20 protein-coding genes are annotated in these 20,576 nt (G+C 37.0%); 5 read left to right on the top strand and 15 right to left on the bottom strand.

The features are described 5' to 3' along the window. Positions 1 to 2: 2 nt before the first annotated feature. Positions 3 to 1,784: a RagB/SusD family nutrient uptake outer membrane protein gene (locus ACUTSE_RS10565; protein ID WP_445640200.1), complete on the top strand. Its 1,782-nt coding sequence runs from the start codon at positions 3 to 5 to the stop codon at positions 1,782 to 1,784. A gap of 607 nt (positions 1,785 to 2,391) precedes the next feature. Here the strand turns inward: ACUTSE_RS10565 and fahA are convergent. Beyond that, positions 2,392 to 3,678 carry a fumarylacetoacetase gene (gene fahA / locus ACUTSE_RS10560; protein ID WP_036463088.1) on the bottom strand — a complete coding sequence of 429 codons (1,287 nt, stop codon included), beginning with the start codon at positions 3,676 to 3,678 and terminating at the stop codon, positions 2,392 to 2,394. 112 nt (positions 3,679 to 3,790) lie between these two features. Here fahA and glyA point away from each other — a divergent pair, with 112 nt between their 5' ends. Further along, positions 3,791 to 5,065, top strand: a complete 1,275-nt coding sequence (gene glyA, locus ACUTSE_RS10555) for a serine hydroxymethyltransferase (RefSeq protein WP_445640199.1) — start codon at positions 3,791 to 3,793, stop codon at positions 5,063 to 5,065. Between the two features lie 188 nt (positions 5,066 to 5,253). On the opposite strand, the gene ACUTSE_RS10550 is transcribed toward glyA, so the two are convergent. The 10 genes from ACUTSE_RS10550 to ACUTSE_RS10505 all read right to left on the bottom strand — a co-directional run bounded on the left by ACUTSE_RS10550 (position 5,254) and on the right by ACUTSE_RS10505 (position 15,447). Further along, complete coding sequence (locus tag ACUTSE_RS10550; protein WP_445640198.1) at positions 5,254 to 6,675, bottom strand: MFS transporter; 1,422 nt, start codon at positions 6,673 to 6,675, stop codon at positions 5,254 to 5,256. 143 nt (positions 6,676 to 6,818) lie between these two features. Then, positions 6,819 to 7,631, bottom strand: coding sequence for a helix-turn-helix domain-containing protein (locus tag ACUTSE_RS10545; RefSeq protein ID WP_002991360.1), 813 nt, complete (start codon positions 7,629 to 7,631; stop codon positions 6,819 to 6,821). Positions 7,632 to 7,683: 52 nt separating this feature from the next. Next, complete coding sequence (locus tag ACUTSE_RS10540; RefSeq protein ID WP_002991362.1) at positions 7,684 to 8,427, bottom strand: acyl-[acyl-carrier-protein] thioesterase; 744 nt, start codon at positions 8,425 to 8,427, stop codon at positions 7,684 to 7,686. 6 nt (positions 8,428 to 8,433) lie between these two features. Further along, complete coding sequence (gene miaA, locus ACUTSE_RS10535) at positions 8,434 to 9,354, bottom strand: tRNA (adenosine(37)-N6)-dimethylallyltransferase MiaA (protein WP_445640197.1); 921 nt, start codon at positions 9,352 to 9,354, stop codon at positions 8,434 to 8,436. Then, positions 9,338 to 10,192 carry an ion transporter gene (locus ACUTSE_RS10530; RefSeq protein ID WP_002991366.1) on the bottom strand — a complete coding sequence of 285 codons (855 nt, stop codon included), beginning with the start codon at positions 10,190 to 10,192 and terminating at the stop codon, positions 9,338 to 9,340. The genes miaA and ACUTSE_RS10530 overlap by 17 nt, the downstream gene beginning before the upstream one ends. 11 nt (positions 10,193 to 10,203) lie before the next feature. Next, a complete protein-coding gene (locus ACUTSE_RS10525) occupies positions 10,204 to 11,553 on the bottom strand; it encodes an exonuclease domain-containing protein (protein WP_445640196.1) in 1,350 nt (449 codons plus the stop codon). Positions 11,554 to 11,560: 7 nt separating this feature from the next. Beyond that, positions 11,561 to 12,244, bottom strand: a complete 684-nt coding sequence (locus ACUTSE_RS10520; protein ID WP_002991369.1) for a YggS family pyridoxal phosphate-dependent enzyme — start codon at positions 12,242 to 12,244, stop codon at positions 11,561 to 11,563. A gap of 12 nt (positions 12,245 to 12,256) precedes the next feature. After that, positions 12,257 to 13,474, bottom strand: coding sequence for a DUF1015 domain-containing protein (locus tag ACUTSE_RS10515; RefSeq protein WP_445640195.1), 1,218 nt, complete (start codon positions 13,472 to 13,474; stop codon positions 12,257 to 12,259). Positions 13,475 to 13,560: 86 nt separating this feature from the next. Beyond that, on the bottom strand, positions 13,561 to 14,448 hold the full coding sequence (locus ACUTSE_RS10510; RefSeq protein ID WP_002991373.1) for a 3-hydroxyacyl-CoA dehydrogenase family protein: 888 nt from the start codon (positions 14,446 to 14,448) through the stop codon (positions 13,561 to 13,563). 33 nt (positions 14,449 to 14,481) lie between these two features. Continuing rightward, positions 14,482 to 15,447 carry a Gfo/Idh/MocA family protein gene (locus ACUTSE_RS10505; protein ID WP_002991374.1) on the bottom strand — a complete coding sequence of 322 codons (966 nt, stop codon included), beginning with the start codon at positions 15,445 to 15,447 and terminating at the stop codon, positions 14,482 to 14,484. Positions 15,448 to 15,594: 147 nt separating this feature from the next. On the opposite strand from ACUTSE_RS10505, the gene ACUTSE_RS10500 reads away from it, so the two are divergent. After that, positions 15,595 to 16,236 carry a protein-L-isoaspartate(D-aspartate) O-methyltransferase gene (locus ACUTSE_RS10500; protein ID WP_060873251.1) on the top strand — a complete coding sequence of 214 codons (642 nt, stop codon included), beginning with the start codon at positions 15,595 to 15,597 and terminating at the stop codon, positions 16,234 to 16,236. A 69-nt stretch (positions 16,237 to 16,305) separates the two neighbouring features. Here the strand turns inward: ACUTSE_RS10500 and ACUTSE_RS10495 are convergent, their stop codons facing one another. Beyond that, a complete protein-coding gene (locus ACUTSE_RS10495; protein ID WP_445640194.1) occupies positions 16,306 to 16,740 on the bottom strand; it encodes a DsrE/DsrF/DrsH-like family protein in 435 nt (144 codons plus the stop codon). A 125-nt stretch (positions 16,741 to 16,865) separates the two neighbouring features. Between ACUTSE_RS10495 and ACUTSE_RS10490 the strand changes: the two genes are divergently transcribed. After that, complete coding sequence (locus tag ACUTSE_RS10490; protein ID WP_002991380.1) at positions 16,866 to 17,051, top strand: hypothetical protein; 186 nt, start codon at positions 16,866 to 16,868, stop codon at positions 17,049 to 17,051. Between the two features lie 390 nt (positions 17,052 to 17,441). Here the strand turns inward: ACUTSE_RS10490 and ACUTSE_RS10485 are convergent, their stop codons facing one another. Further along, the gene (locus ACUTSE_RS10485; protein ID WP_002991381.1) at positions 17,442 to 17,807 is read right to left on the bottom strand and encodes a MerR family transcriptional regulator; all 366 of its coding nucleotides are present in this window, start codon (positions 17,805 to 17,807) and stop codon (positions 17,442 to 17,444) included. A gap of 119 nt (positions 17,808 to 17,926) precedes the next feature. Between ACUTSE_RS10485 and ACUTSE_RS10480 the strand changes: the two genes are divergently transcribed. Further along, positions 17,927 to 18,811 carry an alpha/beta fold hydrolase gene (locus ACUTSE_RS10480; RefSeq protein WP_445640193.1) on the top strand — a complete coding sequence of 295 codons (885 nt, stop codon included), beginning with the start codon at positions 17,927 to 17,929 and terminating at the stop codon, positions 18,809 to 18,811. A 496-nt stretch (positions 18,812 to 19,307) separates the two neighbouring features. On the opposite strand, the gene smpB is transcribed toward ACUTSE_RS10480, so the two are convergent. Both smpB and ACUTSE_RS10470 read right to left on the bottom strand, forming a co-directional pair. Then, a complete protein-coding gene (smpB, locus tag ACUTSE_RS10475) occupies positions 19,308 to 19,760 on the bottom strand; it encodes an SsrA-binding protein SmpB (protein ID WP_002991385.1) in 453 nt (150 codons plus the stop codon). Between the two features lie 140 nt (positions 19,761 to 19,900). Next, complete coding sequence (locus ACUTSE_RS10470; protein WP_002991387.1) at positions 19,901 to 20,476, bottom strand: porin family protein; 576 nt, start codon at positions 20,474 to 20,476, stop codon at positions 19,901 to 19,903. Positions 20,477 to 20,576: the final 100 nt, after the last annotated feature.

The raw sequence follows: 20,576 nt of genomic DNA, 5'->3' as shown, positions 1-20,576 counted from the left end.
TTATGAAGAATACAATATTCAATAAAGTAAATGGATTACTTGTAGTAGGGGCACTTTTGGCAGCTACTTCATGTACGGATTTGGAAGAAAAAGTGTTAGATGAAAATTTGGGTTCATCTGAGATTAATCCCGTTGCCGCATTGACCTCTGCTTATGCTCGTATGGGACAAAATTTATTTGTAGGAACGGGTGGATTATTTGCCTTACAAGAACTAAGTAGCGATGTGGCTATTTTACCAACGAGAGGAAGTGATTGGGGAGATGCAGGAAAATGGAGAGCCATCTCGGAGTTTACTTGGGCTTCAGATAACGGATTAGTACAAGGAAATTTCAATGATTTAACGAATGGCGTTACGCGTTCTTATACCGCAATTGAAGCTATTACCTTGAATGGAGAAGGGGCTTCAAAAGAATTTTACCTAGCGGAAGCAAAGGGATTGTTGTATTTCTATATCGCACAATTGTTGGATTTATACGGGCAGGCTCCTTATAAAGACCTCAATAACCTTAAAGGACCAATTCGAATTTTGAAGGCAGAATCAGATATTGACTTTGTGATTGCAGAAGTAGAAGGGTTACTTCCTTCTTTGCCAAGTTTAGGTGAAAATCAAACGCATGTAGGGCGCTTTACAAAGCAAGCGGCTTATGGGCTATTAGCGGAGCTTTATATGAATCGCGCCGTGTATAAGGATCGTTATAATGCTAGTTCTGCTTTTGATTTCAATGCTAATGCAGCAGATGGTTCGAGCTCTAATATGGATAAAGTTATTCACTATACGAGTTTGTTAATTGATGAAGGACGTTTTCAATTAGAGGAAAATTACTTCCACAATTTTGCGATGGATAATCATACATCGAAAGAAATGATTTTTGCAGTTGTTCAGCGTGTTTCTGATATCAAAGGCTCAAGTAATGATTTGGCTTATAATACGATGGAGCGAAATCAACGCGTAACGGCTAAAAATAGAGGAACAAATGCTAGTGCAATTCGCCCCGAGTTTTTCTATAGTTGGAATGGCAATCAAGATGATCCTCGTTTTCAACGCAGCTATCAATATGAAGATGGTACTTGGTTCAAAAATGATGGAACGGATGTATCAGTACCAGCGACATCGATTGCACCTGGAACCTCAGAGCCTTGGTTTCACTTCAATAGAGGGATTCAATTTGGACTTCAACATGGTCCTAAGTTAGTACAAGCAACGGGGAAATTTGAAATGACAACAGATGGGCGTATTAAAGTCATGCCTTTGGTGATGGAGAAAAGTTCAACAACACCGATGGATTTTACCCCTGATTTTAATTTTGATAATCCTACGGAAGCGGTTTTTAAACAAGATCAAATCAATCGTGGAGCTCGTTGTTTTAAGTTTGAATTTGATGCTTCTAAAGGGGAAAATGGTTCTTCAGAAGTAGATATTCCAATCTACCGTTTAGGTGGAATGTACATGCTACGCGCTGAAGCTTATTTCAGAAAAGGGAATGTAGGATTAGCCTTGAGCGATATCAATACCGTTCGTACTACTCGTACACATGATGCTTTACACGCAACTGCAGCAGGTAAACCAATCGGTGCTTTAGATGCTGAGGTATTGTACAAAGAATTGGGATATGAGCTGTATTGGGAAATTAAACGCAGACCACAGATGGTGCGTTTCGGAAAGTTTGATTTGCCTTTAGCACAATCCGCTAAACCACAATCACAACCATACCGTAGAATTTTCCCTATTCCACAGACGATTATCGATATTGATGCTACGTTTGAACAAAATAAAGGGTATTAGAGGAATGGTTTATGGTGAGGTGGTGAGGTGGTGAAATCGGAACGCAGTGTAGATTCATCGAATACGCAAACAAATATAAACCCATGAGATAGAAGGTGAGTGGATGAGGAGATGAGGAGGTGATGAGGTAGTGAGGTGGTGAGAGGGTGAGATGTAAAATCTCGTAGTGGCAAATGGTAATTTGCCAAATAACCGGATGATTTCCGACAAAGGCGGTGAGAGGGTGAGGTTGAAGAGACAGAGTTCCTGCTTTAATCGATAAACCTACGATTTAACAAAAAACGTCGGGGTGACATACTGGGGGTGAGTGACTAGCATAAAACCATTGCAATTATTGAGAAGTGAATAATCTTTAATCGATAAATCTAACAAAGCACAAACCTCACAAAGCACAAACCTCACTTAATGGGTGGTGAGCAAAAATCAACTAGCTAAAGAAAATTCTTCTTTAATCGATAAATCTCACAAACCGAGCAAACCTCACAAAGCACAAACCTCACAAAGCACAAACCTCACAAAGCACAAACCTCACAAAGCACAAACCTCACAAAAAAACAACCCTCACTTCATAAAAAAAGGATTTCTCACTCGAGAAATCCTTTTTTTATTACTTCATTGTTGCTGTTGAGGGAAGTAGCATACTCCTTACTTCTCCAAAGCCAATGCGGATGTCGTCATTCTGGCAATATCCCTTCATGGTGATGGTATCGTAGTCTTCGATAAAAGTACGTGTACTACCATCTGCTAAGGTTAGTGGATTTGCACCTGCCCAAGTTAATTCCAGTAAAGAACCAAAGCTATTGGGTGCAGTTCCTGAAATTGTTCCAGATCCCATTAAGTCTCCTGCGTTAATCTTACAACCGTTAACTGTATGATGCGCCAATTGTTGACTCATAGTCCAGTACAAATATTTGAAATTTGATTCACAAATTAGGTTGTCTTGACCATTTTCTGGTTGAAGATATACCTCTAAGTTGATGTCAAATGTTTTATCTCCTGTTTGTTGTAAATACGGTAGAGGAGTAGGGTCCTGTTTTGGACTCGCTGTTCTAAATGGCTCTAAAGCATCTAGGGTAATCACCCATGGAGAAATAGAGGTAGCGAAGTTTTTAGCTAAGAAGGGCCCTAGTGGAACATATTCCCATGTTTGAATATCACGGGCACTCCAGTCGTTTAATAAGACCATTCCAAAGATGTGCTCTTCAGCTTCATCAACTGGAATACTTTCTCCAAACAAATTGGCATCTGTAGTGATAAATGCGGTTTCTAATTCAAAGTCAATGCGAGTAGAAGGTCCAAAAATAGGTTGTGATTCTCCTTTTGGTAACGTCTGTCCCATTGGTCGTTTTACGTGAATACCAGAAGGAATAACAGTCGAACTTCTACCGTGATAACCTACTGGAATGTGAAGCCAGTTTGGCAATAAGGCATTTGCTGGGTCTCGGAACATTTTACCAACATTGGTTGCATGCTCTCTGCTCGAGTAAAAATCCGTGTAATCACCAATGTATACTGGTAATTGCATTTCCACTTCTTCTATTTTAAAGATAACTGCCTCTTTGTGTTTGGCATTGTTTTGTAAGGTTGGGTCTGCTTTGTCGAAAATATCAGCGATTCTATTTCGAACTGCACGCCATGTTTTCTTTCCACTAGAAATGAAATCATTAAGATTGTCTTGTAAAAACACATCGTCTGTCAGTTCGATTCCTTTTAAATACCCTAACATTTGTAAGGCACTTAAATCGATGGCATAATCGCCAATACGAGTTCCAATTGTTACAATATCATCTTTCGTAATAAAAACCCCAAAAGGAATATTTTGGATCGGGAAGTCAGATTTTGCCTGAACTTCTAACCAAGATTCTCTTTTCGGATCATTTGCCGTAATCATCATATTTATTGCTTAATTAATTGAATGAATAGTTTAATCAAATATATAATTATAGGGCAAATTAACAAACGAATTTTGTACATTTGAGGTCAATTTAACGAAATATACAATTCAGATGAGAAGAGATACAGAAATTTTCGACTTAATCGTAGAAGAAGGGGATAGACAAGTACACGGTATTGAGCTAATTGCCTCTGAAAACTTTGTAAGTGAGCAAACGATGGAAGCAGCCGGATCTTGTTTAACTAATAAATACGCAGAGGGATATCCAAACAAACGTTACTACGGAGGATGCGAAGTAGTAGACGTTGTAGAGCAAATCGCTATTGATCGCGCAAAAGCTCTTTTTGGTGCTGAATATGTGAATGTTCAACCTCACTCTGGATCACAAGCGAATACAGCTGTTTTTTCTGCTTGTTTAAAACCAGGAGATAAAATCTTAGGATTTGACTTGTCTCACGGTGGACACTTAACACACGGATCACCAGTGAATTTCTCTGGAAAATTGTATAATCCAGTATTTTACGGTGTAGAGCAAGAAACAGGTTTATTAAACTACGATAAAATCGCAGAAATCGCGAAAAAAGAGCAACCAAAATTAATCATTGCTGGTGCTTCTGCTTATTCTCGCGATATGGATTTCAAACGCTTTAGAGAAATCGCTGATAGCGTTGGAGCGCTGTTAATGGCAGATATTTCTCACCCTGCGGGTTTAATTGCAAAGGGATTGATGAATGATCCAGTACCTCATTGTCATATCATTACAACAACGACACACAAAACATTGCGTGGACCACGTGGAGGAATGATCATGATTGGAAAAGATTTCCCTAACCCATTTGGTTTAACAACACCAAAAGGAGAAGTACGCATGATGTCTGCTTTATTGGATAGTGCAGTATTCCCTGGAAACCAAGGAGGACCTTTGATGCACATTATCGCTGCAAAAGCAATTGCTTTTGGAGAAGCGTTAACAGATGAGTTCTTTACTTATATGTTGCAAGTACAGAAAAATGCAAAAGCAATGGCTGATGCATTTGTAAAAAGAGGATATGACATCATTTCTGGAGGAACAGATAACCACATGATGTTGATCGACTTGAGAAACAAAAATATTTCAGGAAAAGACGCAGAACAAGCGTTAGTAAAAGCTGAAATTACAGTAAATAAAAACATGGTGCCATTTGATGATAAATCACCATTCGTAACTTCAGGTATCCGTATTGGTACACCTGCAATCACAACAAGAGGATTGAAAGAAGAAGATATGGAAACAATCGTTGCTTTAATTGATAAAGTAATCCTTAACCATACAAACGAAGATATCATCGAGGAAGTTGCAGATGAAGTAAATGAAATGATGGGTGAACGCCCAATGTTCGTTTGGTAGACTTTTAGAGAAAGGAAAATGGAGAAGGGAGATGAATCTCGATAAAATTGATATAAAAAAAAGGTTTCTATTGAATTAGAAACCTTTTTTTATGGATATATGTCCCGTTCTGAAATAGTGACTATAAAAAACAATCCTTATAGTTGAAGAATGAAAGTATAAGCTACCTGTAAATTTGATAGGATCGATTAGTTGGTTTTGTTTTTAACTCGAAGGAACAAGACAATAGCAACTAAAGGAGTTATTGCAAAAATAGAGTATAGATATAGCGATGAGTTTGTTATAGCTACTATATCTGTTGACTGGGTAATACCACTTAGATTGGTGACTAATCCCGCGAGGGCAGCTCCAAATGAGGTGGCTATAAGTTGTACGGTTGTGATAGAGGAAGAGGTTAAGTTTTCCTCTCCTTTGGGAGCTAAGGCAAACACTTTAGTTAATAAATGTGGCCATCCCATTCCAATACCTGCACCTATTGCTAAAAGAAAAATACAGTTCAATACAAGCTGCCAAGTAGGTGCGAAAGTATGTTTGAAACTAATGTAACTCAAACCTATTAATCCAACAAACATAAGAAAGGCCCCTAGTAAGATGATGTTGCGAATAGTTTTTCCTTTGCAACCAGAAAATAAAATAGAGGATATCGTCCATCCTAAGGCTATTAAAACAGTTAGGTATCCTGCTTGTATAGGAGTAAAACCATTGATTACTTGGGCGTAATAAGGAACGTAAATTTCAATAGCGGTAGCGATTGTCAGTAATGCCATAATTGCATAGGTTGAACCAAGTGTGGAAGATATTTTATAAGCACCTGTTGGAAGCAATCTGTTTTTACTGTTTTTTTCTAAATAGATTACTCCAGCAAGCAATAAAATAGCAATACTAACCCCTAGGAGATTCTTCGCTATACTTTGCTGAATACTTCCGATCGAAACGGCTAAAACAGACAAGGTAAGTAGTAGGAGTTTTACTGTTGGAATTGGACTTGCCGTTTGTGCGTTGTGTTTCTGAGGAATTATAATGGTGGCTACCAGTAAAATAAATAAACAAAAGAAGAGTAAAATACCGAAAGACCATCTCCAATGCCCGTGTTCAGCAAAGATTCCTCCGATAAAAGGCCCCGAAAAAGCAGCAACTCCCCACATAGCAGAAACTAAAGCCATGGCTCTTGACCATAGATTTTCTGTAAAGACTAAGCGAATCATTGCATAGGATAAGGCAAAGAGCAATCCGCCACCATACCCCTGAATAAATCGACCAAGAAGTAAAATATACATTGTTGGTGCAAACGTACACAGTAGTGTACCCAATGAAAAGAGTAAAATTACAATCTGATAAGCCTTTCGAGGTCCTGATTTAGTCATTTGATTGGCTGAAATAACAGACCCAATGACAGAGGCAACAACAAATATTGTGGTGTTCCATGCATAGTATTGAATTCCGCCAATTTCTTTTATAATTGAAGGCATAATAGTTGTCGCTAAATAAACATTGGTTGCGTGTAACATCACGCCTAAAGCAAGCACAATTGCTTTTAAAGCATTCCCTTTTGAAAAAAGAACCGCCCAAGAAGCTTGTGTATGGGTAGGAGATACTTCCATATCATTCATTTTTAAATAATTAAAATTACTTTGCAAAGTTCATGAACAAGGAAGGGGGGAGCAATATCCAATATTCGGAAAAAAATTCAATTTTTTCGGAAAGGACAGCCTGATTGTGTAGTTTGAGTTTTTGAAAAAGAACAATAAGAAGGTTATTGTTTTTTTCTATACGCGTGAGGAGAAATATTCATATGACTTTTAAAAAATCTCGAAAAGTAAGAAGCCGTTTCAAAACCAAGAGCCAAAGCACATTCCTTTATTGATTTTGTTGAGTGTTTTAATAAAAATTGACTTTCCAACAAGATTCGTTCATGTATGATTTGAAGGGCAGTATGTCCTGTTTCCTCTTTGACAACTTCGGTTAAATGTTTTGCAGATACATTGAGGGTAGAAGCATATTGACCAATAGAGTTCCAAGTTGAAAAATACTGATCAACTAGTTTTTTAAATTCATAGGTGACTTGATAATTCCGATTCATGTTTTTTTCAAATCCCAATAAACAGAACTCACAAGCACGGTTGTATTCATACAAAATTTCCATTACTAACAGTCGCACAATATCAAGGTGATAAGCATATTGCAAATCAATTTCATTTTTAATCGCTGTAAACTTATCTGCAACAAGCTGAAATCTTGTATGTAATTCATACATAGGTGGATAATTATTATTGAGTAATAATAGTTCATCAACAATTTCATCCTTCAAAAAGATCTTTTGTAAAAAAGTTTTGGTAAAAAATAATTGTTTGACTTCTAAATCAGGAGAAATATCACTGGTAGAGAGTATAACATTAGGAGAGATAATTGCAATTGTACCAGGATTTAATTTGAATTGGTGAAATCCAGCTTTGATAGTACTAAAACCATGATGACAGATTAAAATAGTATAATAATCATTTTTTGTAGGAATCTCTATTTTTAGGTTTTCGATTCCTTCATAATATTTTAATTCTTGGTCTATCATCTCAGTTTATTTAGCGTTAAAATGTAAGAATAACGCTACTTCATGTTTGCAATTATTCTTCTACCTCCATCAAGCAATAAAAATGAACCACTCTATCCACACAAATTTGGTAGTGTAATTGGTTGTTTTCTTGCAGAAGATGCACTTCACAAGTGTCGTTGATTCGCGTTTCTTTTAAGAAGTGCATGTCAATGACCTGTATTTTATCTACGGCTTGTTGGCAAGCAAAAGCGGCGTCAATACACCATTCCAAATATTTGATATTCGTTACGTGATGTACCATATCCAAATCAGATAGCTTAACGCGTAGCTCATCAATTTTGTGATAGGCTCCTTTGTGCAGTTTTGCAAATTCTGCTTGCGTTACCTTTTTATCCGTGTATTTGATAAAATGTTCGTGGGGTAAAGCAATGAGTTCCGGTCTACGGCGTTCTGTATTGATAATCACCCATAGAGATGAAGCCACCGCAATGAGCTGTTCACCAAGATAAACCTCAAAATTTCGAATAGATCGTACACCATCTAAGCGTTCAATCCAAGTGCTAATGGTAATCTTATCTTGCCATTGAGGTAGTTCAGCCTTCTTTTCTACTCGAAACTTGCTGAGTACCCACGCTTGGTTGTGTTTTTTTAAATCCCAAAAACTAATTCCACCAAGCACCGAATGATCTGCTGAAACACTTTGAATGAGTTTACATAAATCTACCCATTTTAGATGTCCAGAAGGAGAGCATGCAAAGAAGTCTATTTCATAAGATTGTTGGTGAATGGATGTAAATTGGTTGGAAATGGGCATAATTGATTAATTTAGTTGCTCGGTAATCGCTGCTATAATCAGTTTTGGGTCTGTTTGATAGGGATACCAAGTGGCGTTTGGCGTTCTTTTGAACCAAGTAATTTGTCTCTTGGCAAATCGACGCGTATTTTTTTTGATTTCTTCGATTGCTTCTTCAAGCGTACCTTCTCCATTAAAATAATGGAAGAGTTCACGATAGCCTACGGTTTGTAAGGCATTTAGTTCTTGATAGGGCAGTAGGGCTTGTACTTCTTCTAAAAGTCCTCCTTCTAGCATGAGATCCACACGTTTGTTGATGCGATCATACATGATTTCACGCGGAGCTTCTAAACCAATAACGATGGGAATAAAGTTGCGCTGAACCTTCTTTTTCGCTAGAAAACTAGAATAGGGTTGTCCTGTTCCAATCGAAACCTCTAGGGCACGTGTAACACGTTGCGGATTGTCTAAGGCTACCTTTTCGTAGTGCACCGGGTCTAACTCCTTGAGTTGAGCTTGAAGATAAGGCAAGCCTTTTTCTTCCAGTGCTTGATTGAGTTCTTCTCGTATACGCGGATCAATATCTGGGAATTCATCCAATCCCTCTAAAATGGCATTGACATACAAACCAGAGCCACCAACCATTACTTGCACGTTGTTTTGCTCAAATAGGCGGTCCAAATGCGCAATGGCATCACGTTCAAAATCCCCTACAGAGTAGGAATCTTGAATGCTGATATGTTGAATAAAGTGATGCGGTACCGCGGCGAGTTCCTTTTGGGAGGGAACAGCAGTACCTAGTGTCATTTCTTTAAAGAATTGACGGCTATCACAAGATAGAATTTCACATTGAAAATGTTGAGCTAATTGTATAGCTAAAGCCGTTTTTCCGATGGCTGTTGGGCCAATAACGACAAGTAAATAATGGGGTTTATCGGGTAAAGACATCTCCTAATTTTTGGCCGCAATTATAGCAATAATTGGCGTCATCATCATAAATTGTTGTTGTACAAGAAGAACAAGTTCTTCTTCGTCTAGCATCAATGCTTTTATTTCGTTTTAAGCTTGTAAATTCCGCTGTTACAATTCCAGTAGGAACGGCAATAATACCATATCCCATAATCATAATAAACGAAGCAATCATCTGTCCGATTGTGGTCTGCGGAGCAATATCTCCATAACCAACTGTCGTAAGGGTTACAATACACCAATAGATACTTTTCGGTATACTGGTAAAGCCATTGTCTTTGCCTTCAATAACATACATCAAGGCCCCTAGTAAAATCGAAACAACCACGATAAAGTAGATGAAAACAATGATTTTCGTTCTACTCGCTTTGATTGCAAGCTTTAAGTTGGACTCTTGTCCGATGTAAGGAACTAAGTTTAAAATACCGAATAAACGCAGTAAACGCAGGGCTCGAACTACAGATAAAATACCTAAATCCGAAACAAAGAACGACAAATACATCGGCATAATCGAGATTAAATCGACAATACCATAGAAGCTGAAAATGTACTTCAGCGGTTGTTTGTTACAGATAATCCGCAACACGTATTCAATCGTAAAGAAAATAGTAATCACCCATTCCAATACCTTCAGTAGGGTGTGATGTTTCATGTCGTAGCTCTCAATTGACTCCAACATAACCAAAATCACACTCAATAGAATCACTGCAAGTAGAACTAAATCGAATAGTTTACCAGCAAATGTATTGGAACCATAGATGATGATATAAATCTTCTGTTTAAGAATATCCCACTTATTTTTTAGTCTGCGTCTCAACGTATATACTTTTAATAATGGATTAATTTATAACCGGTTTTCTTATTCAAATAATTGAGAATAATATTTCTGTTGTTGCGGTGAAAGGTAATAGGCGTAAGGTTTGCCGCAATCCTTGCGGGATCGTTGATTTGGTAATTCAAATCGTAAAAACAATAGCCAGCTAGCTTTCCACTTTCTATCACCACAGCGCTTCTCTCGTTGATGGTGCGTCCCTTGTCGAGGATTAGCACATTGCCATCATCCAGGTTGTAATGTTGTAATAAGTTAATTAATAACGTATTGTAATCTTGAAATGCTAAATCAAATGTAGTACAAAAAGTCTCTTCTGTTACTTTTTTTGATTTTTTTTCATGTAAAACTTCCAAGTAAAAAGGCTGTTCAAAATCAGCCGTGATTTTATCTACAAATTTTCTCCCTTCAGCTAAGGAAGTAAAAGCCATGTGATTTCTTTTACGGCCATCTGTTTTTTCTAAGCTGAAATAAAAATAACCTTGTAGATTGGTTTTTACATACAGCGAATAGGGGAAAATCCCTTTTTTGGTTACTTTGTTGTATTTGGGCTTATTTAAAAGTACTTCTTCCGCTTCTTTTAAAATAGCAATCAGTTCATTTCCTGTTTTTTCAAAAGTAACGGTATACGTTTCTTTTTGAACCTTTTTGAATAGGACTGAATTATTGGTAAAGTGCTGCATGATCTTCTTCTTGATGTTGCGACTTTTACCAATGAAGATAATTTCACCTTCTTCGTTGTGGATATAGTAAATACCAACCGAAGTAGGGAGGTTATCTGTAATATCAAAAAACTTGGGATTAAGTCCTGTTTTAATATCCGACTTAATCATGCTAGTTAGTATTGTCTTTTCGGTGTCTTTTGATAAGAGTAGCTGAAATAGTTTGAGTGTTGCCAGGGCATCACCATAAGCACGATGACGGTCTGCCAAGGGAATTCCCAAGGTGCGCACCAATTTTCCCAAACTATACGAAGGCATTTCAGGTAACAGCTTTTGAGCGAGCTCAACAGTACACAATGTATCCTTTTGAAAATCGTATCCCAAACGGCTAAATTCATTGCGCAACACGCGATAATCAAACGCTGCATTATGTGCTACCAGCACACAATCTTCTGTCATTTCGATAATGCGTTTCGCTAATTCATGAAATTTTGGTGCTAAGCGAAGCATAGCACTATTAATCCCTGTCAGTTTTACCACGAAGGGTTGTATTTCTTTTTGGGGATTGACTAAACTAATGAGTTGGTCAACAATCTGATGACCATCAAATTTATAAATGGCAATCTCGGTTATCCCTTCTTCATTAAACTGACCCCCTGTGGTCTCTATATCTAAAATTGCGTACAATATTATCCTATTTGTTTAATTCGTAATTGCGTTCTCCGAAAATAGTACTTCCTATTCTAATCATCGTACTTCCGCAGTCGATAGCGATAGGGTAGTCATTACTCATCCCCATGGATAATGTTTTGCATTCCACATTGGGTAAGTGATTGTAGGTTTGTACCTTTTCAAAAATATGGTGTAGTGTAGAAAATTCTTGTCTAATTTGATCTTGGTTTTCAGTGAATGTTGCCATTCCCATTAGCCCTTGGATCTTAATGTGGTGTAAGGCTTTGAAAGCTTCACTGTCTAGAAGTTCGAATAGTTCGTCTTCACTTAAGCCGAATTTCGTTTCTTCATCGGCAATAAACAGCTGCAATAAACATGGAATAACGCGATTATTTCGCTCCGCTTGTTTATCGATTTCAGTTAGTAAACGCAGACTATCAACAGCGTGAATCAAAGCGACGAAAGGAGCCATATACTTTACTTTATTGCGCTGTACGTGCCCAATCATATGCCACTCTATGTCTTGAGGGAGAGCGTCATACTTATCCGTCATTTCTTGTATCTTATTCTCACCGAAAACTCTTTGTCCTGCTTCATATGCTTCTAAAATAGCCGCATTGGGTTTAGTTTTAGAAACAGCAACCAACTGTACCTGTGCAGGTAAGTCAGCTTTAATTCGTTTTAGATTCTCAGCAATCATTGACATCATATTGTATTTTTAAATTTCGTAGGTTAATAACCCATTCATGAACTTAGGTTCAATATAGGTGCTCTTTGGCGGCATGATTAAATCATTATCCGCTACTAGTTTGATTTCATGTACATTGGTTGGGTATAACATAAAACCAACCTCATATTCTCCATCATCAACTAATTCTTTAATCGCTACAATGGATTCATTTCCGGGAATGTAATCAATTCTAGCATCATTTCTTAAATCATCCAATCCTAAGATAGGATTTAAAACAGCGTCATATAAAATTTGTGCATCGAGCTGCATTAAAATATCGTCTGTTTTAATTTTATCCTTGAGTTTGAGGGAGTAAAAATCTCCATCCAAGTACATGCCAAATTCCATCTTTTTGGAGGGTTTCCACAACTGTTGTTGCTTGTTTTTTACGTTGAACTTCTCGCTTAATAAAGCTAAAAACTCCTCTTTACTATGATTGTTTAAATCGTGGATAATGCGATTAAACTCATAGATTTTAATGTTGTTTTCTGCAATTAAGAACGTCATGACCGTATTGCTATGTGAATGCGGTTCAAAACCATTTTCTTTTTTGAGTAATGCGGCAGAGGCAAAGCGATGGTGTCCATCCGCAATATACAGCTCTGAAATAGAATCAAATTCTTGGCATAACCAATCAATACACGCCTGATCATCCACTTTCCAAATCGTATGTCGCTCTTTGGTTACGGTTGTAAAATCGTAAATGGGGCGATTCTCTTTGTAGGTTGCAATCCACGCATTGATATCTTCTTTATCAGGATACATCATCAGTACGGGTTCAGTATTAAATCGACTGTGATACAAGTATTCTTTAAAGAGATTGACACGGTATTCTAGCGTATCTTCATGCCTTTTGATGATGTTATTTTCGTAATCTTCAATGCAAGTTCCCGCAACAATACCTGTGAATTTCCAGTTTTTTGTCTCAATTTGATAGAGATATAAAACGGGAGTGTCTTCCTTTGTTAAGATTCCTTCCTTTTTAAAATCATTAAACTTAGCTGCAACCATTTTAAAACGCTTATCGCTAGTTACCTTTTGAGGATTGACGTAAGCTGGGTTTAAAACGTGTAGAAATGAAAAAGGATTGTAATCTAAAAGATAGGCTAATTCTACCGCATTGTAGTCTTCAAAGGACCTACAAGTTACCAAATTAGCTTTATCTCGTGTTGGGCGTATACCCTGGAAAGGAATTATTTTTGCCATTCTTTACTATATGGTATCAAAAAATAAGACAATCGACAATGATATCGATTGTCTTGGTATGATTGTTTGTTTTATTTACTGTTCAATTAAGAAAACATTTTCGCCACTTTCTCTGCTTTTTTGCTTTCTGAATAGTCATAAAATCCTTCTCCTGATTTTACACCTAATTTACCAGCCATTACCATATTTACTAATAACGGACATGGTGCATATTTAGGGTTTTTGAAACCGTCATACATTACGTTTAGAATAGATAAACACACATCTAAACCAATGAAGTCAGCCAATTGTAAAGGTCCCATTGGATGAGCCATTCCCAATTTCATTACCGTGTCAATTTCCTCAACACCAGCAACACCATTGTACAATGTTTCAATCGCTTCGTTGATCATTGGCATTAAGATACGGTTTGCTACGAAACCTGGGTAATCGTTTACTTCAGTTGGTGTTTTATCCAATTTCAACGATAAATCCATAATCGCTTTCGTTACTTCATCCGTTGTATTGTATCCTCTGATGATCTCTACCAATTTCATGATTGGCACTGGATTCATAAAGTGCATACCGATTACGCGCTCTGGGTTTTTTACAACCGATGCAATTTGCGTGATAGAAATAGAAGAGGTATTTGATGCTAAAATCACATCCTCTCTACAAACAGCGCTTAATTCTTTGAAAATATTTAGTTTTAAATTGATATTTTCTGTTGCTGCTTCAATAACTAAATCCGCATTTACAACACCATCTTTAATTTCTGTATAGGTGATAATATTTTCGATTGTTGCTTTTTTGTCTGCTTCTGTAATAGAACCTTTCGCAATCATTCGATCTAAATTTTTGCTAATCGTATTCATTCCTCTTTCAATCGCTTGTTCAGAGATATCGATTAAAAGTACTTTAAAGCCTTTTTGAGCAAAAGTATGAGCAATTCCATTTCCCATTGTTCCTGCACCAATTACAGCAATATTTTTCATAAGTTAAGTATGTATTTACGAGTTAATGATTTGTTAGTTTTTAAATGCGTCTATGATTTGATAAGCTAAACGCAAAGCTTTTGTACCATCTTCTAGAGTTACCACGGGTCTTGTTTGATTGACAATCGCATCGTGAAACGTTTCTAGTTCATCTAAGATAGCATTATTTGGTAAAACCTTAGGATTATCATAGTAAATTTGTTTCTTTAATCCTTCGGCATTTTGCAAGATAAGATCGAAATCCCCAGGTGTTTCTGGAGCGTCTTTCATTTTTACTACCTCACATGTTTTCTCTAAATAATCGACAGAGATATAAGCATCACGTTGGAAAAAACGCGATTTACGCATGTTTTTCATCGAGATTCTACTTGCTGTAACGTTAGCCACACATCCATTTTCAAACTCAATACGAGCATTGGCAATGTCTGGTGATTCACTTAAAACAGATACCCCACTAGCACTCACGTGTTTTACGGGTGAATCTACTACGCTAAGAATAGCATCTAAATCGTGAATCATCAAATCCAATACAACAGGTACATCCGTTCCTCTAGGATTAAATTCCGCTAAACGATGTGTTTCAATGAACATGGGATTTTCAATTTTTGAACTTACCGCAACGAATGCTGGGTTAAAACGCTCCACATGTCCCACTTGCCCTAAAACGTTGTATTGTTTGGCTAAGTCAATAATAGCTTCGGCTTCTTCAACTGTAGTAGTAATGGGTTTTTCTAAAAAAACGTGTTTTCCCGCTTCAATGGCTTTTTTTGCACAGTCAAAATGGGAGAGTGTAGGAGTCACAATATCAATAACATCAACGGCTTGAATTAATTCGTCAATGCTGTCAAATTTGGTGTAACCAAACTCTTGTGCTACTTTGTTTGCATTTTCTGCAAAAGGGTCATAAAAACCTACTAATTCGTATTTTTCTGATTGGTTCAGCAAACGCAAGTGAATTTTACCTAAATGCCCAGCTCCCAATACGCCAATTTTAAGCATAAAAAATTATTTTGAACAAAAATAAAACTTATTTATGGAATGGGTAAAATTTCAGCTTTAAATCTTTTGCAATACTTTGTTTGGAAGGGATTAAAAGGTGTATTTTATAAAAATATTGGTTACTTTTGTATAAATTATTTAATTACAGTGAAGGATTCTACGAAGCATCAGGGATTGCGCAATCAGTTGGTTGAAGCATTGAAGGAAAAAGGCATTGAAGATCAAGCCGTACTTCAGGCGATTAGACGCATTCCTAGGCATTTATTTATAGATTCAAGTTTTGAAAATTTTGCCTATCAAAATACCGCTTTTCCTATAGGTGCAGGTCAAACCATCTCGCATCCTTATACCGTTGCTTTTCAATCGCAGTTGTTGCAAGTGAAACCAGAGGATAAGGTATTGGAAATAGGAACGGGGAGTGGCTATCAAACGGCTGTTTTAGTTGCGATGGGAGCCAGAGTATACAGTATTGAACGCCAGTTGGAATTATATAAGAAAACGGCTTTATTGTTGCCAAAACTGGGCATTCGCGCTAAATTGCTAACCTTCGGCGATGGCTATAAAGGATTACCGAATTACGCCCCTTTTGATTCAATCATTGTAACAGCGGGCGCTCCTTTTATCCCACAAGCGTTAATGGGACAACTCAAAATAGGAGGACGCATGATTATTCCTGTAGGGGAGGATCAACAAACGATGATTGAACTCATCCGCCTCAATGAAACTCAATTTGAAAAACACGAACACGGCGATTTTAAATTCGTACCGATGTTAGAAAATAAAAATTAAACGAATTAAAAAAGCATCCCTCGGGATGCTTTTTGTTTGGAAAAAGGGACTTGTTAAGTTGTTGTTTATTTAAATTGAAAGTGTATTATAGTTCTTTTCGTTTAATTGAAACATATACTTATGAGCATTAGGCGTTCCAACAAAGTAAGGTGGTAGATCTTTTAAGTTCACCCCATATACTTGAAGTGCAAATTCACATACCACTAATTTAATTCCAGCTTTGTTTGCTGCATCTAAGGTTGGACGTAATTCTTTATCGTTTAATTCCTGTACCATTTGCCCCATCATGATAATTTCAAAAGCAATAGCTGGATTGTCTTTTTTCATTTCTGAAGCTGTCATAATAGAAGCGCGTAAGTTCTTTGTTGATTGAACTAAAATCGCATACTGATTTCCCGTTGTTGCTTGTAAAGTTGCTTCGTTTACGGTATGCGTAAGGTTTGTCGCATTGACCATTGTTGTGGTTCCAATTAGTACGGCAATAGCCCAAAGCATTTTTCTCATAATCGTAAGTTTTGATATTTATGTAGAGCAAATCTAGCTGTTGTTTGCTCAGTATACAGTAACAATTGTTACAGTAAATCAAAAAAGATAAACTTACTTTTGGGTAAATTAAAATGAAGGATGATATGGAAACGATAATCACGTACTTTAAGAAATGGACCCCTGTACGCTATGTCCGATTAGGACTTGCTTTTTTACTGCTCTTTCAAGCTATTGATGCGCGAGTTTGGATTTTATTGGTTCCCGTGGTATACTTGATTATCCAAGCTGTATTTAATTTCGGGTGTAAGAATGATTCTTGTCGAATTTGATTGATTTGCTTTTTTGTGAAGTTGTTTTTTGCTCTTTGTGAGGTTTGTTCTTTGTGAGGTTTGTTCTTTGTGAGGTTTGCTCATCGCCTCACCACCTCACCTTCTCATCACCTCATCATTCACACCCAGTATGTCACCCCGACGAAGGAGGGGTCGCATCCAGCGCTCACATAATACGCTGTTCTTTGTGAAGTCGCTTTTTTGCTTTTTCGTGAAGTTGTAAGAATTGTCGATTAAAGAAGGCTCTTTGTGAGGTTTGCTCATCGCCTCACCACCTCATATTCTCACCCTCTAACCTTCTCATCGCCACACCACCTCATCGCCACACCACCTCACCACCTCACCACCTCACCTTCTCATCGCCTCACGACCACACCCTTCCCACCACAATTAACTTAAATCATGTTCAATATTAAACTTACAAAGGCCAATTTGTTTCTTCATGGCTTTGAGTTCTTTCATTTTCTCATCAATTTGTTTGAGTTTTAAGTTTAAGACTTCCAATTTGGCTTTTTTCGTTAATTGCTTTTCGTACCAAGCATCAATAACTTCCTTTATTTCGGATAGAGTAAAGCCAACGGCTTTAGCCATTTGAATGAATCTCAATTTATCGATGACTTCTTCATCGTAATATGCATAGTTATTTGTGGTAACTTCCTCTTTTATTATACTACTAAAAAGACCCTTTTTTTCATAGAATCGAATGGTTGCAATGGGAAGACCTACTTCTTTGGCTAACTGACTAATTAACTTCATCTGTTAAATTTTTTTTAAATTACAAACTATGAAGTGTACTTCATGGTTGTACGATGTAAAAATAGTATTTAGTTTTACGGTGTACAAATGAAAGTTGACGAAATACTAAAGGAATAGTTATGGAAAAATACGAAACCAATCAGTTGTTAAATAGTGAATTAGAGGGGTTTGAAAGTAAATTTGCAACCGTTAATTCTACGCAATTACACTATGTAATTGGAGGGCAAGGAGAACCTTTACTTTTACTGCCAGGGTATCCTGAAACTTGGTGGGCTTATCATAAAATAATGCCACTGCTTGCTGAAAAGTATCAGGTAATTGTCGTTGAAATGAGAGGGATGGGAGAGTCAGACAAACCCTTTCAAGGCTATGAAAAGAAAAATATGGCAAAAGATATTGATGCCCTTGTTCAACAACTAGGTTTTGATCGCGTTTACATTGGCGGCCATGATATTGGAGCTCATGTGGCTTTTAGTTTTGCGTGTAATTATCCAGAGAAAACAGCGAAGTTAGTGATGTTAGATACCCCTCATCCAGATGCAGGGATGTATCATTTACCTATGTTGCCAATTCCTGGTGGAAATTATACTTATCCGTGGTGGTTGGCCTTTAATCAAGTAAGGGAACTACCCGAACAGTTAGTAGAAGGCCGAATGGGGATTATGATTCATTGGTTATTTAATCAACTGACCGTAAATAAAGAAGCCATTTCTGAATTTGATCGAGACCTTTATGCCCATGCTTATAATTCAAAAGAAGCAATACGCGCCTCTAATGCTTGGTATCAAGCCTTTGGTCAAGATATTGAAGACAGTAAAACGTATGCAAATTTAAATATGCCTGTATTGGGAATAGGAGGGAGTGGATACGAAATACTAAAAGGGGCTTTGGTACCAGTGGCAACAAACTTAAAGTTAGTGCAGATTCCAAATTGCGGCCATTTTATATTGGCTGAAAAACCAAGGGAAATGGCAGAGGAAATGTTGTTGTTTTTAGATAAATAATGGAAAAGTGGAGTTGTGAGGTTTGTTTTTTTGTGAGGTTCGTGCTTTGTGAGGTTTGTTCTTTTGCTCATCGCCTCACCATCACACCGTCTCATATTCTCACCCTCTTATCGCCTCATCATTCACACCCAGTATGTAACCCCGACGAAGGAGGGGTCGCATCCAGCGCTCACATAATACGCTGTTTTTTGTGAGGTTGTTTTTTTGCAAAATCGTGAGAATTATCGATTAAAGAAAGAGCTCTATTTTAATTAGAAACTTCTCACCACCTTATTTTCTATCTCACCGAGTTGCTATTTTCTTTTGGTGTTCGATGAATATATCTCACCTACTTAATATTGGTTTTGGTGTTCGATGAATCTACACTGCGTTTCGATTTTCACTTCGTTTCGATTTCAGCACCTCAAAATCTCACCTTCTCATCGCCTCACCATTCACACCATAACCCATACCTCCAAACCCATAACCCATAACTCCAAAACCATAACCCTTAAAATTAAAACGCTTTTTTCAAGCGATCTAATGCAATTTTATTGTCTCGATCTTTAATCGTTTCGCGTTTGTCGTAGTTTTTCTTTCCTTTACACAGCGCGATGTCCATCTTAGCTAACCCTTTCTCATTGATGAATAGGCGTAACGGAATAATAGTTAATCCTTTATTCTGAACACTTTTGTGTAAACTCTTTAATTCTTTCTTATTTAATAACAGCTTGCGTTCTGTTTTTGCTTTGTGATTGAAATGACTACTGTTGGCGTATTCTTCAATTTGAGAGTTAATCACAAAAAGCTCTAGGTTTTGGAATTCACAGAAACTCTCTGCAATACTAGCTTTACCTAGTCGCAAAGATTTAATTTCTGTACCTGTCAGTACAATTCCAGCAGTATATCTATCTAAGATCTCGTATTCGAACTTAGCTCGTTTATTTAGAATGTTGATGTTCTTTTGCATAGCACAAAAATAATAAAAATTTAAAGTAAAACTAGTGTTGAATACAAACTGTTCAATGCCTGTTGCAAAATAAGGGAGGAAATAAAAAAAGGCTATCACTACGCATAGTAATAGCCTTTTCTTTATAATGGGAAGTGGGATTATAGAAATTTATATCCAACAGCAATAAACCAAGTATTTGGTTTTGATGAGAAACTCTTACTTACGTTGTTTAAACCTCCATCATAAGAAACGTCTACAGTGAATTTTAAAATATCCACACCAGCACCTACACGGTATCCGATATTAGATTTATCAAATTCATTGAATGCATTATCGACAGAACCTTTAGATAAGTCGTTCAAAACAACAGAGTATACACCACCACCAAAAACTCTTAGGTTATACAATGGACTTTTTAATAATTTGTATCCATATACCACAGGAATTTCGATGTTTTTCATCTTTGTTTTATCACTGCTAAGATCAGATTCAAACTTGATGCTCTTTTCTGAATACATCAAATCTGCTTGAATATACGAACGATTTAAGTTAATACGCGCCATAGCACCTACTCCGAAACCAGAAGCTGTTTTGCTGCTATAGTCTTTTGGATTACTTGAAAAGTTTGTAAAGTTAGCGCCCGCTTTAATCCCTACATTAATAGGTGATTGAGCATAAGAATTAAAAGCAAATGACGTCAGTAAAATGCTAAAAAGTAGGCCTAATTTTTTCATATTTAGTTTTTTTTAATTAGAGGCTAAATTAAGTAAAAAGAATGGGTTACATGCAAAGGAGTGTGAAAAAAGTATAAAAACTTCGCAAATAGAGGGGGAA

This window comes from Myroides sp. TSA_177.3 (genome assembly GCF_052691955.1).
This window is presented reverse-complemented; position numbering and strand designations above follow the sequence as displayed.

Bases quoted from the DNA above. Each gene is read 5' to 3' on its own strand.
- ACUTSE_RS10550 (WP_445640198.1), bottom strand. From the start codon at position 6,675: ATGAATGATATGGAAGTATCTCCTACCCATACACAAGCTTCTTGGGCG.
- ACUTSE_RS10485 (WP_002991381.1), bottom strand. From the start codon at position 17,807: ATGAAGTTAATTAGTCAGTTAGCCAAAGAAGTAGGTCTTCCCATTGCA.
- fahA (WP_036463088.1), bottom strand. From the start codon at position 3,678: ATGATGATTACGGCAAATGATCCGAAAAGAGAATCTTGGTTAGAAGTT.
- ACUTSE_RS10520 (WP_002991369.1), bottom strand. From the start codon at position 12,244: ATGTCAATGATTGCTGAGAATCTAAAACGAATTAAAGCTGACTTACCT.
- glyA (WP_445640199.1), top strand. From the start codon at position 3,791: ATGAGAAGAGATACAGAAATTTTCGACTTAATCGTAGAAGAAGGGGAT.
- smpB (WP_002991385.1), bottom strand. From the start codon at position 19,760: ATGCAAAAGAACATCAACATTCTAAATAAACGAGCTAAGTTCGAATAC.
- ACUTSE_RS10480 (WP_445640193.1), top strand. From the start codon at position 17,927: ATGGAAAAATACGAAACCAATCAGTTGTTAAATAGTGAATTAGAGGGG.
- ACUTSE_RS10545 (WP_002991360.1), bottom strand. From the start codon at position 7,631: ATGATAGACCAAGAATTAAAATATTATGAAGGAATCGAAAACCTAAAA.
- ACUTSE_RS10505 (WP_002991374.1), bottom strand. From the start codon at position 15,447: ATGCTTAAAATTGGCGTATTGGGAGCTGGGCATTTAGGTAAAATTCAC.
- miaA (WP_445640197.1), bottom strand. From the start codon at position 9,354: ATGTCTTTACCCGATAAACCCCATTATTTACTTGTCGTTATTGGCCCA.
- ACUTSE_RS10510 (WP_002991373.1), bottom strand. From the start codon at position 14,448: ATGAAAAATATTGCTGTAATTGGTGCAGGAACAATGGGAAATGGAATT.
- ACUTSE_RS10565 (WP_445640200.1), top strand. From the start codon at position 3: ATGAAGAATACAATATTCAATAAAGTAAATGGATTACTTGTAGTAGGG.
- ACUTSE_RS10515 (WP_445640195.1), bottom strand. From the start codon at position 13,474: ATGGCAAAAATAATTCCTTTCCAGGGTATACGCCCAACACGAGATAAA.
- ACUTSE_RS10540 (WP_002991362.1), bottom strand. From the start codon at position 8,427: ATGCCCATTTCCAACCAATTTACATCCATTCACCAACAATCTTATGAA.
- ACUTSE_RS10495 (WP_445640194.1), bottom strand. From the start codon at position 16,740: ATGAGAAAAATGCTTTGGGCTATTGCCGTACTAATTGGAACCACAACA.
- ACUTSE_RS10470 (WP_002991387.1), bottom strand. From the start codon at position 20,476: ATGAAAAAATTAGGCCTACTTTTTAGCATTTTACTGACGTCATTTGCT.
- ACUTSE_RS10490 (WP_002991380.1), top strand. From the start codon at position 16,866: ATGGAAACGATAATCACGTACTTTAAGAAATGGACCCCTGTACGCTAT.